This window comes from Paenibacillus rhizosphaerae, assembly GCF_014192015.1.
Lineage (GTDB): Bacteria > Bacillota > Bacilli > Paenibacillales > Paenibacillaceae > Paenibacillus_AQ > Paenibacillus_AQ rhizosphaerae.
Genome location: NZ_JACHXJ010000006.1, coordinates 405,376 through 417,461, shown reverse-complemented (window position 1 = coordinate 417,461; position 12,086 = coordinate 405,376). Strand labels below are relative to the sequence as shown.

At 38.6% G+C, this 12,086-nt stretch carries 8 protein-coding genes; 7 read left to right on the top strand and 1 reads right to left on the bottom strand.

All coding sequences use genetic code 11. From position 1 onward, the window contains the following. Positions 1-2: 2 nt before the first annotated feature. The 4 genes from FHS19_RS29560 to FHS19_RS29545 all read left to right on the top strand — a co-directional run bounded on the left by FHS19_RS29560 (position 3) and on the right by FHS19_RS29545 (position 7,980). The gene (locus FHS19_RS29560; RefSeq protein ID WP_183586017.1) at positions 3-1,994 is read left to right on the top strand and encodes a response regulator receiver domain; all 1,992 of its coding nucleotides are present in this window, start codon (positions 3-5) and stop codon (positions 1,992-1,994) included. A gap of 228 nt (positions 1,995-2,222) precedes the next feature. Continuing rightward, complete coding sequence (locus tag FHS19_RS35120; protein WP_246426887.1) at positions 2,223-4,187, top strand: McrB family protein; 1,965 nt, start codon at positions 2,223-2,225, stop codon at positions 4,185-4,187. Next, on the top strand, positions 4,159-6,576 hold the full coding sequence (locus tag FHS19_RS29550; RefSeq protein ID WP_183586015.1) for a restriction endonuclease-like protein: 2,418 nt from the start codon (positions 4,159-4,161) through the stop codon (positions 6,574-6,576). The genes FHS19_RS35120 and FHS19_RS29550 overlap by 29 nt, the downstream gene beginning before the upstream one ends. A 180-nt stretch (positions 6,577-6,756) precedes the next feature. Beyond that, positions 6,757-7,980: a hypothetical protein gene (locus tag FHS19_RS29545; protein WP_183586013.1), complete on the top strand. Its 1,224-nt coding sequence runs from the start codon at positions 6,757-6,759 to the stop codon at positions 7,978-7,980. Positions 7,981-8,107: 127 nt separating this feature from the next. Here FHS19_RS29545 and FHS19_RS29540 read toward each other — a convergent pair whose 3' ends face one another. After that, a complete protein-coding gene (locus FHS19_RS29540; protein WP_183586325.1) occupies positions 8,108-8,449 on the bottom strand; it encodes a helix-turn-helix domain-containing protein in 342 nt (113 codons plus the stop codon). Between the two features lie 1,045 nt (positions 8,450-9,494). Between FHS19_RS29540 and FHS19_RS29535 the strand changes: the two genes are divergently transcribed. The 3 genes from FHS19_RS29535 to FHS19_RS29525 all read left to right on the top strand — a co-directional run bounded on the left by FHS19_RS29535 (position 9,495) and on the right by FHS19_RS29525 (position 12,053). Continuing rightward, the gene (locus FHS19_RS29535) at positions 9,495-9,695 is read left to right on the top strand and encodes a hypothetical protein (protein ID WP_183586011.1); all 201 of its coding nucleotides are present in this window, start codon (positions 9,495-9,497) and stop codon (positions 9,693-9,695) included. A 30-nt stretch (positions 9,696-9,725) separates the two neighbouring features. Next, positions 9,726-10,457, top strand: a complete 732-nt coding sequence (locus FHS19_RS29530) for an adenosine deaminase (RefSeq protein ID WP_183586009.1) — start codon at positions 9,726-9,728, stop codon at positions 10,455-10,457. 690 nt (positions 10,458-11,147) lie between these two features. After that, a complete protein-coding gene (locus FHS19_RS29525) occupies positions 11,148-12,053 on the top strand; it encodes a copper amine oxidase N-terminal domain-containing protein (RefSeq protein WP_183586007.1) in 906 nt (301 codons plus the stop codon). Positions 12,054-12,086: the final 33 nt, after the last annotated feature.

Sequence of the window (12,086 nt, the reverse complement as noted above, 5' to 3'; positions counted from 1 at the left end):
AAATGAGTTCGACTTCTGAAATAAGCTATGTAAATCATATAGTTAAGGATTATTTTAATTCAATATTAATAATAGATGATCAGTTGGATTTGGATGTCAAGGTGTTTGAAGAGACTACTGAATTAGATTTAAGTAATATTGATTACGATTCAGTAAATTCGGCACTTCTCATAGGATCGGAAGAGGATTCTATTAAAGCGGGTATAAATGAGACTGCTGTGGCAGCAACTCCAGCCTTACCTATAAAAAAATATACATTACAACCAGAGGCGTCATATCATACTGAGTTAATGGAAGAGGGATTTGTTACCACGCCGTTCAGATATAATTCAACAATACCAGTTGCCCAGGTGGATGTATTATCAAACTTACTATCAACAATTAAACTTCTAATCGTTGATTGGGATTTGGAAAATTCCAAGACTGTTGAGCCGGGAGAAGCGGCTTCCGGAATATTACAGAAATATACAAGCTTTGATAAGGGTTTAAAGTGCGCTGTTATATATACAGCTTCCGATGACTTTGACGGTATCATGGAATATCTAAGTGACAGAAATTTGATAACAAAGAGGGATGGAGTTTTTTTTGAAAATATAAGTGACACCGGACATAAATTATTCGGTTTTATTATTTCAAAGAACCATTTTAAGGCAAAGCAAATCATCCCGGTAATCTCCCAGAAGCTTTTGGCCGATAAAAGCCTAGTTCTACATTTTATGGATACAGCCGCAAGGATCAATAATAACATAAGCAGGGCAATGCTGGATTTTAGCGCCCCATTTGAAAAGGTGATTTTTTCTCAAATAATTACTGCTAAGATTCCGGAAAACGATATACCGCGATTTCTAACTGATAAATTTTTAGGTATTATAATGGAAAATAAGGACGATAAGTATCAATATAATTTTATCGTAGAAAACAAAATAACGAGTTTAAAGAATGCTATTGCAACATCAGAGTTTCCTTTAGATAAGGTTATTAAATTAATCCTAGAAATTGGATCTGACACCGCAACAAAAAAGGCTCTTATTAATCAATTTAGAGATTCAAGGTTTGTTTCACAATTAGTTGCCAAAATTCAGAACCACCAGCAAGGCTTACAACTTTTGGAGGAAGAAATATGCGGGTTAGTAGAAAACATTGATATGAAAAGGGATTTATTCCTTGTTATTATGCTTTGGGATGAGTTTCTAAAAGAAAAAGGCGTTAAGTCGTTACAAGAGGATTTAAGGGATGCGTTAAGGCTGTATCCGTTTAATGAAGAAAATTACAACAAAATAAGTAGCTTTTTTAACAAAAAGGTAAGCGGTCAGTTTAAGAGGATTATTTTGGAAAAAGACATAATAAATGCTGATCTTTTAGAAAAATATGTAGATACGTCATTTGAAGATTTTAAAACTGAATTTATGACTACCATAAGTAATTTTGATGATGATAAAGAGAAACTAATCAATTTGCTTATTTTATGGCCGGCCTTTTTTGGGGAAGATTCTGAGTTCAGTAATTCATATAAGAAACAAATTTATAATTTCACTAAGTTGATGAAGTTCAACGATAGTACAGATGACCGAATCGAAACTGGTGCAATGTATTATCAGGAATCAAATGATACTTATTTATTATGTATTACACCGTTTTGTGATACTTTTAATACGAATAAAGTTGATTCATATTTAAAGTTTTTGCTAGGGAGAGTCGAACCCAACCCTATAGGAGATAGACTTAAAAATTCCGATACACCTAACTGTTTTTATATGGCAGTTCCTTCTATTGAAGATGAAAAGGTTAAAATAATTAAGTGGAATTTTTACGAAGTTATTACTATGCATGAAGATGATGTGAAATCAGAGAAGCTAAAAAAATTGCTTTATTTACGTAAAGAGTACATTCAAAATGTTCTGAATCGATATATTGCATATCAGTCCAGAGCAGGGGTGGACGAGCTGTTTTTTAAAGAGTCTAATTATATTAACAATTTTATAAACTTTCTTTAATTACTGAGTCAATTATTCTTTTTGCAAGAAAAAAGAATCTATATTAATAGTGTAACTCAAAAAAACGCCGGAATTAATAGTCCGGCTTCTTTTCATATAATGAGATCGATTAGATTACATAGTAGACCAGAAGTGAAGTATTCTTACTGTATGGGTTTATCAGACAAAAATTTATTGGAAATTACTAAAAATAAAAATTATTTATATGTTTGAGGTGGTAATTCATCAATGAGTATAAACTCAATAATCGATTCAGAGTTGTTTGTAACTTACAACAAAATTTCTAAAGCTGTTAAGAAAATTCAAAAAGAAGATAAAACATTGAACGAAAAGAAATTATTAATGACTGAATTGCGGAGACAAAATGAAGATACCCTTAAAAGCTATAACAATGTGGCTGCTGAATTTGCTCGTTCATTTATATATAGTAATCAACTAAGTGATGACCATATTATCGAAGCAAGAATAGGTAGTCCTACACCTTATGGTAACCAACCGAAGAATTATCTTTGGTCTGGCATCTCCATTTATGCAGATAAATCCTACAGTTTTCAATATTCATGGGTATTTCAAAAAGATCTTCTAGAAGTTACTTTTTGTTTTGGTTCAGGGGGCTCCTCAACAGGTAGAATTGATGCTTATTTTAAAGAGAAGAAAGAGACACAAATGAAGGCACTTGAACAACGCTTTATCAACATTCTTATGGAAGAGCAATACAAATCGATAGTTTTACAGTTATTACAAGAAGAGGGGTTTGTGATAACCTCTGAATGGTTAAGTTCAGGAGAAAAAATAAAGGATATTGAGAGTTACATATCTTATATTCAGACGAAAGGTGGTGCGAAGACCGGATTAACTAAGTTCTTTAAACCGGATGAGATTCTGAATGATGGATTTGCTTTGGACGCTAAGCTATTTCACTATTTTCATTTGTTTCGTCCAATCTGGGAACAGTTACACTTAAAGGATAATGAAACAAAAATAGATGGTGAGTTTATTGAAAAGGAAACATTTAATTACAAGAAAGATGACGATCAAATTACTGGTGTTTTACAAAAAATAAAAAAATATATTAATAATCATGGCTTCCTATATCCCAACAAACTGATTGAGAACTTCTACCTTTCTTTAAAAACCAAGCCTTTCGTCATCTTGGCCGGAGTATCGGGTACCGGCAAAACCAAGCTCGTTAAGCTATTTGCTGAAGGGTTAGGCGCTACGGGGGATAACCGCCAGTTTACCCTGATCCCAGTACGGCCGGACTGGAGCGATCCTTCGGATTTATTAGGATACAAAGACTTATCGGGTGCATTCCGGCCCGGTCGTTTAGCTGAGGTACTCGTTGAAGCTTCTCAACCGGCGAATCAGCATAAACCATATTTTATCTGTCTGGATGAGATGAATTTGGCTCGGGTGGAGTACTACTTCAGCGATGTACTCAGCGTGATTGAGACGCAGGAGTGGAAGCAAGATCGGATTGTCACGTCCAAGCTTATCAACCGTGAGTCCTTGCTACCGGAGGACCAATCGATTTATGGGGACTTATCCATACCAGATAACGTGTATTTGATTGGTACAGTGAACATGGACGAGACGACGCATCCTTTTAGCAAAAAGGTACTGGACCGCGCGAACACGATCGAGTTTAACTATATTGATCTCCAGCAATATCCGAGCCTTGCGCTGCAAGAAGAGGAGACGCTGCTTCCCGTGCACAACTCGTTTCTGCGAAGCGAGTATCTGCAGTTGGTTGACGTGTATGCCGATTATACGGATTTGGTTCACACGACGACGGAGAAGTTGGTCAGGATCAATCATATTTTAGAAGAGATCCATTCCCATGTGGGATTCCGAATTCGGGATTCGATTTGTTTTTATATGGTTTACAATCAACGCTATGAATTACTTACTCCCGACGAAGCTTTTGATCTACAGTTGTTGCAGAAAATCTTACCACGCGTTCAGGGGAGCAGTTTATCCGTGAAACGGGTCCTATTAAAGCTTCTAGAGGGGGCACTAGGAAGAAAGCTCTCTTCGTTCTCCGATCTCATGGAAGATGCGTCTAACATCGACCAAGAATGGAATGACGATCAAGAAGAAAAGAAGGCTAAACATCCACTTAGCGCCAGGAAAATCGCCTTTATGCTGCGGAGGTTAGAAGAAGATGGATTCACCTCTTACTGGCTCTCTTAATCAGAGCGTGGAATTGCTGCGCATCGAGACCAACCTCTTCAATTTGTATATTCAAGGCAAGCCTTATCACTCTACGGTGGAGTCATTGCAGTTGCATCGCCGCCAAGATGGGGAATGGGTTGATACCAGTCTACTGGTTCGCTCTCTGTCTAGTAAACTTCAGATCGAGCAAATTTCGATATTCTCACCGGAACAAGGGGAGCTTAACTCATGGCAGGTGGGAGAGCGAAGTTGGCCTCTATTTTTCGAAACGCAGTCGTATGAACTTGTGGTCGAAAAGAAGCAGACGCTGGCGATGACCTTTCATCACGATAATGCTAGCGTAAGACAGGCGATTAAGCCGCTGGGTCTGACGATCCTGTCGGGGATCCTGAACTTTCAGAATGAAGTAGGGCTAACCGATCTGGAGCTTCGGCTGAGTGGGGAGGCGATTTTTCAACTGCAACTTGAGATCTTTCCCTCCAAAATGGATTACAAACAAGATTACCAAATGATTCTAAACGATGTGAATCGGCAGATCTATAACTTGTCCTTTGATTTTCTGCGGAAGACGTACCATTTATCCGGGTTAAAAGAAACGAAACATCAGAGCTTGACGGAGTTTTTTGCGATTTTGCAGCATGTATTTGACCAGCTTGTCCAGGCCGTGGCTCGAATAGAAACTTCGCCTAACTACAGGTTAGAGAAAGAGATGAGAAGGGTCGAGGCAGCTAGAGTAAAGAAGACCGGGAAGGAGAACATCGCTTATCTGACGAAGCATCCTCAGTTCCTTAGACCCGAAGACAAGATCGGATTTATTCCCATCAACGGGCAAACGTTATATCCCAGCCATGCGTTGGAGACGAAACGGCGGATTCAATATGACACGTTGGAGAATCGTTTTGTGCGGTGGGTTCTCGAACGCATATCGAGCAAATTGAAGGACCTGAAATCTAAACTTTCGGGAAAAACGCGGATGCAGGATCCTCTTCTGATGAAGCGAATCGACTCGATGCAGAATCAATTGCAGCGGCTTCTGAAGCTCGATTTTCTCAACGTAGGCGGAATGAAGCAGCTCTCGGTGTCCTTAGTGTTGCAGATGGCGCCGGGGTACCGTGAAGTATATCGCAATTATTTGATGCTGATGAAGGGCCTATCGATCCAAAGCGACCTGTTCCGGCTCTCGATGAAAGACTTGGCGCAGCTGTATGAGTATTGGTGCTTCCTGAAAATTCACGACCTTCTCAGCCAGAAGTACGAGCTTCTTAAGCAAGATATCATCAAGGTCCAGCGGAACGGGATTTTTGTGACATTGGACAAGTCTGCGAAAGCCAAAATGATATATCGTAACCCTAAGAACGGGGAGATATTCACCCTTTATTACAATGCCCTTCCGAAAGGTGATAAGAGCGAGACACTTGGCCAGAGGCCGGATAATGTGCTGACGCTAAAGAAAAATGAGGCTGCGGTAGAGTACAAGTATATTTTTGACGCGAAATATCGTTTGAACCAGGCATACGAGGGGACCCCCTATTATGATAAATACAGGCAGCCCGGTCCGGAGGAAGACGATATCAACACCATGCATCGATACCGGGACGCGATTGTGTACGCGGATGGGGAAGGGCGAGACCGAGAGTATGAACGGAGCATGTTTGGAGCGTATGTGCTCTTTCCATACCATGATGAGGAGCAATTTCGGGAGCACCGTTTTTATAAAAGCATCGAACTCGTAAACGTAGGGGCCTTTCCGTTTCTGCCTAACTCGACCCGTCTGATGGAAGCTTTCTTGGATGAGATCATTATGGACAGTCCGGAAAAAGCTTACGAACGCTCCACAAGACCACGAGGCACGAAGAGTTATTACCAGGATAAGATGGAAGGCAAGAATGTGCTAGTAGGCTCGCTGCGAGAGCCTTATCAATTGGAGCAGGCGCTGGAGCTTAAGTTCTACCATATGCCGCTTGAAAACATCACGGATCACAAGATCCTAACGCAGATCGAATATATTGCGCTCTATCAATCGAAAGGGAAGTTTGCTTCTACTGGGGAGACCGGTATCCATTGGTATGGGCGCATTGTGGATTGGAAGGTTCTACGACGCAAAGAAATCACCGAGCGTCCTGCGAGGAGAGGTTCGGAAGAGAAGCTATACGTCAAATTTACGATCGACCATTGGATTAAGCGGGACCAACCGATCGTTCCTGGTGGGCGGGGGATTTATACGGCGTTGTATACATCTAAATACATCTTTGACCGGGCTGCGGAAATTGCTGAGCTAAAATTAGAGACAGAAGAGGATATCATCAAATGGCGTGAGCAGAGACGCACAGGTTCGGTGAAGGTGGAGCTGGATCATGAGAAGGTGGATTTGGCGAAGCGGGTGTTGGGGATTCGGGGGATGGAATAATAATAATGTCTAAGTGGAACACAAATACCCAAGTGACATATAACTATATACGTTGAGATATGGCGATGCGTCATTGTATCTCAATTTGAAGACTTAATAAAATTTTTGTGAGTTATCACTTAAATATCCGATGACTTAATAGTGCAGATCAAATCATACGAATTATAGGAGACATCGAAAATGGGAATTGGTATTTTGGACGAATACAAAATAATGCATGATGATATCTTAGAATATCTTGATTTTTTGTCGCATAAAACAGTAGACCTTCCGATTATTCAACAAAAGGATGAAGATTTTTTTCCGGAATTAATTCATAAATTATTAAACCAATATCAAGAGATGTTAGTTAAACTCCCCCGTTTTTCTGATAGTCATAAGTTGAAAACGAGAACACTATCTGAATATATAGAGAAGAGCTTGGATGCTTATTACTCTGGGCAACCTGCCAAAGCTTATGATTTTTTAGAATCAGGTTTGAATGTTGTAAAAGATAAAATTCTTCAGGCAAAGTCATTCAGAGATATGGTTCCGAACACTTTGTATAGAATGCGAGTTGGACTTAATAAAAGTTATAAGAGAAGTGAGATGTTCCATATCCCTTTTGATAAACGTGGTTTAGCAACTACTCAAAGATATAGCATACCGGGATTGCCTTGTCTGTATTTAGGGGGGTCCATTTATGTATGCTGGGAAGAGTTAAAAAGACCTGATCTTTATGCAGTTCATGGTTCTAAATACCAATTTTCCGAAAAATATAAGGGGAAAGTCAATATTTTGTATTTCGGAATAACTCCTAAAATGTTTGCACATGAAATCAGTCAAGAATATAAATATAGGGCATATGTTCGTAAAAAGAATAAAAGCGCATTAAATGATAAGGATGTAGAGGATTTGAAAATTCTTTTGGAAACCTACATAATTTTATGGCCAATAATATGCAGTTGTTCTATTAAGGTTAAGAATACGAACGATTCCTTCAAACCCGAATACATAGTGCCTCAATTGCTGTTACAATGGGTCTCTAACCATAGTGAGTTTCAGGGTATTTGTTATTTTTCTGTTAATACTTTTCACAATAAAGAGAATTATCTGCTCAATCAGAATATAGTCATCCCTGTAAAAAGTTCTAAAAAGGAAGGGTATTGTTCAAGTCTAATATCTATGTTTCAATTGACGGAATCTGCCCCATGGCAAATTTTTAATCTTAATTCCATACCATTGGTCGAGAAAAAGATCGAGAGTAGTGGTAAGTTGATTTTAGAAAAGAAAGATATTTTGCCACGAGGTGAAATGATCATTGGAATTAGTCCAATGGATAGTATCTACTCCAAGACTCAGTTTGGGATGTACGAAGAATTTTTAGACAGCTACGAGTTGGCTTCTGTCAATGATGTTGATTGAATGGGTTCGTGTTTATGAATTGGTACGGTCTATATTCTCAATAACAGCCTTATTACTTTATCCATTATGAATGCATAAAAAAGCTGATTGGAGAATTCCAATCAGCTTTTTTACTACGTTAGATAATTTACTTATGATTAAAGATCGCTTTTAACACATTCTTTGCCATAGCGATCTGCTGAGGATTTTGTTGTTCGAGCATATGCATTATTTCTTGAAGATCAGCTTGCGACTCTTCGTTACTCTCTACACTGGTATAGGTGAAGAGTTGTGATATATCTACCTCTAATGCCTCAGCAATCTTTGCAAGATTTAACAGAGCCACGTTTTTTTCTCCGCGCTCGATTTGCCCGATATATGAGAAATGAAACCCGCCTTTTTCCCCGAGAGATTCTTGCGTTAATCCCTTTTCTTTTCTCAAATCACGTAGACGAGCACCTAATCTAAGAAGGATCTCTTTATCCGTCATCATTCCACACCTCACTACTAAAAAGTGTAGATAAAATTACAACACCTATACACCAGTGTTTGAATATTGAAAATAATACCTATAGGTATTAATTTGGTGTATACTGATAAATATAAGTATCTCCACGATCCACGAATTAATAACATCCGAGGCAATGTTTTCAATATGAGTCGTTCAAATAACCCAAGTGGGAGCTGAAATATGTGGATAAGCATTCAACCTCCATGGATAATGGCACGGTTACGATGAATAAGACGTCAAGCTTACAGAGAAACGTGGCTGTTCAGGCGAGAATTATTAATAAATTACTTGATCGCTCACAGATTTATATGGATTCGGCATTTCGTTTGATACACCAATCCTCGGCTCATATTATCATTGTGTTTAGGTTATCGAGCATTGGAGTCCATGTTGATGGCGCTGTATATAAAAGAAAACAATTTGACTTCTCTTCCTCATTCACTATCCTTGGATGATATAGCTCAGCTCACAGCTGAGGAGTCTGGCCCTAATTTGGATACTGTGTTGTTTATTCATTCCGTTCATTATTTAGAAAGTTTCAAGGATACTGCTTTCCTTCAACCAATCCAATCCGCTCATCTTAAGATGTTGTTAAGGAGAGTGGACGTTGTGTTAGCTCGTTTATCACGAAGAATTGCAATCCAAAGCTCGGAAGAGAATCGGTCCATATTTTCCAAATAAGGTGTCCCATAATTTTCTCAGGAATTTCCGATTTTATAGTCATCTATTAAAGTGTCTGGTTTTTTATTCCCAATTTTGAATTGTTTGTAGTCTCTTTGGACTAGGTAATTACGTTCATTTCAATGAATTACCTGGAAAATGTGGAAAAGGGGTACAACCAACTAGGAGTACATTACGTTATATGTAGTGATATACAAAATAAGGAGGGGAAATAATGATGCGTAAATCGTGTTGATCATTATTTAGTGTAAATCTATTAGAAATATCAGGAAAACTATTTGAAAGAAATTTAGTGAAAAATACAATACTCTGAAGTTCTGTGAGTCCGAGGTGAAAAACAGCTATGAAAAATAGAAACGTAACAGGTATTGTAGTGGCGGTAATTTATTGTATTGTTCTTTATGGGATATTAATAGAAGCCCCCCCTGGTGAAGTTCCAAATAATCCGCCGTGGGCATACTTAATGATTCCACTTGGAGCAATTGCAATTATGGCTCTCTTTGATTTTGTGATCAAGTACGATTTCTTCAAAAAAAAGAAATAGAAATAAGGAAAGAGTTAATGGAGGATTTAAATGATAAAATTAAAAATTGCTAACACATTTTTTGCAGGAGTTCTGCTCTCTACATCTATTGGATTTCCAGCCTTTGCTCAGGATCAGGAAAATTCACCATCTTCTTTGCCGGTATCACAAATAGATCAATTTGTAAGTATCTCAGATTTAGTTAAAAGCACAACCAGTAATTCTGTCACTTTTACAGATGGTTCTACATTAGTTCAATACGACAATTACTATATTGCAACAGATTCAAATGGAAAAGATGAGCTCAAAATCACAAAAGTTGATGATAATAAAGTAAAGTATGAAAACCTGCAAACCGGCGAAGTGAATTATGCAATTAAAGAAGTTGAACCCATTCAAGAAAATCTCAGTTCCTCTCCACAATTATTAGCAGATGGTTTTGTATATAAAGGGGCGGAAAAAAATTCGACAGAGATATTATATGCCACTGCCTCTGCAGTAGCAGGTGTACTTGCTTCCTTTATAGGCGGACCTGTGGGTGGAAAAATATTGGGGGTACTTGTAAGCGTTGGCGGTTATTATCTTTCATTGGATGCACCAAGAGCGTATTGGATAACAAAAACATACACTAAAGAGGATATACAAAGTGATTATTATGCGACTTTAACCATTAGGAAAGACCACCACTATTATAAATATCATGATTATACTGGATTTATTGATACTGCTTCGACAATTCAGATTTGCCAACCTTATGGTTGTGGTCCAGTCGAAGAATATTAATAGATAAATCTTTTGTTATTTGGTGATCTGGTAGAAACAAAATATACTGTATGATGGTATATTTTGTTTTAATTTATAGATTCAATACCAAAGGACTCTTAAGCCTGGATCCTAAAGAATGGAAGAGCAGATGCGTTGAAGCCTGGTTACGATCGGCCGTTACGCAGCTGCTCTTTACGTTTTCTTGCGAGCAATTAATGCCGAGAATTTGGCCCATGGAGAACTGGTTTTATCTGGGGAGAGATCCACGAGAAGCCTATCAAAATCCGAAGAGTTTATAGAGATTACATAAAGGAAAATGACGAGGAGGAATGGGGAAAACTAAAAAGTATTGGATTCATCCGACTGTGCCGGACGCCATGAATACGAGAACGTTATCGAAAACTTCTGGTGTCATAAAAAAAACGAAACAAACGAGATTTATTTAATACCAAGGAGAGAAGACATCTGAAGGACCTAATAAAATCGATAGCCATTGGGGCCCTATTTTTCAGGGTCCTTTTTTAAACCCTAATCCATCAAAGCTTTCCACACTGATGATGCATTTTCACGCACACGAGTCATCCCTAATAGATAGTGATACACTCTCTTTTTTAGACAATCCCTTCAGATTTTATGAAACAATCTATAAACATAGAGTGTCTTACATATTAGGGATAATTTACCACCGGTGTGAAAGGAGAGAGCGTAATGAAAAATCCTAAGACACTAACATTAATTGCAACAGTAGTACTAGGGATATCCATGGTCGTTGGAGGACAAAATCATGCCTCAGCTTCCAGTATCAAGGTGATCGGGAAGAACGGCCTCATTTCCTCTGATGTTGCACCTTACTTAAAGAAGGGAACCGTGCTGGTACCGATCAATATCATTAGAAAGCTTGGTCTAAGCAATCTCAATATGTCTTGGGATAATACCCGCAAACAGGTTAGGATCTCATATCGAAAAGTAATGATCACGGTCAAGGTTAATCCAAAGTATGGGATTATCGGAGATGAGGGGACTCCATTAGCGCAGCCTGCCCAGATAAAGAATGGAAGGGTTATGGTTCCTGTAAGATTCATTGGAGAGGCGTTGGGTGAACCGGTGGAATGGGATGCAAAGACTCAAACGATAATCGTTGGGAGTTCAACAGTAAATAGTCATGCTAAAAGTGCTCTAACCTTGGAGCGAATCCGGGTCCTCTCTCTACCTCGTGTGAGCTTAAAGGAACAGATTCATGCGGGTGGATTAATGACGGTGGTCTGCTATTTCCCTGTAGGAAGAGCGGATGAGTATTTTGTGAAAGAGGAACGCCGAATCGATTATTATAAAGTGCAGCAAGGAAGAGCGGTTCAGATATGGGCTGCTAAAACAACTAACGATATTGTTGAGAATAAGGGTCTTCCCTTCTTTCCGTATAAAATTGTTCAAGAAATAGGGGAGCGGCCAAGCGTGAAGGGGTCTTTTGTATATTATAAAAACTTTGGAGCGATCGCAGCTGTATTTTATGGCATTATCAATGATCAAGGAAAGGCCAAACAGCTAGGTGAAGCGGATGGTAACAAAGGGGTTATTGTAGACATCCCTGAAGAAAAGAACTATATGAAACATTAAATGGCTATTTGAATTGATGGCGAGTTCATTTTT

Coding starts and splice junctions, on each gene's coding strand:
- FHS19_RS29540 (WP_183586325.1), bottom strand. CDS start 8,449: ATGACGGATAAAGAGATCCTTCTTAGATTAGGTGCTCGTCTACGTGAT.
- FHS19_RS29545 (WP_183586013.1), top strand. CDS start 6,757: ATGGGAATTGGTATTTTGGACGAATACAAAATAATGCATGATGATATC.
- FHS19_RS29530 (WP_183586009.1), top strand. CDS start 9,726: ATGATAAAATTAAAAATTGCTAACACATTTTTTGCAGGAGTTCTGCTC.
- FHS19_RS29525 (WP_183586007.1), top strand. CDS start 11,148: ATGAAAAATCCTAAGACACTAACATTAATTGCAACAGTAGTACTAGGG.
- FHS19_RS29560 (WP_183586017.1), top strand. CDS start 3: ATGAGTTCGACTTCTGAAATAAGCTATGTAAATCATATAGTTAAGGAT.
- FHS19_RS29535 (WP_183586011.1), top strand. CDS start 9,495: ATGAAAAATAGAAACGTAACAGGTATTGTAGTGGCGGTAATTTATTGT.
- FHS19_RS35120 (WP_246426887.1), top strand. CDS start 2,223: ATGAGTATAAACTCAATAATCGATTCAGAGTTGTTTGTAACTTACAAC.
- FHS19_RS29550 (WP_183586015.1), top strand. CDS start 4,159: ATGGATTCACCTCTTACTGGCTCTCTTAATCAGAGCGTGGAATTGCTG.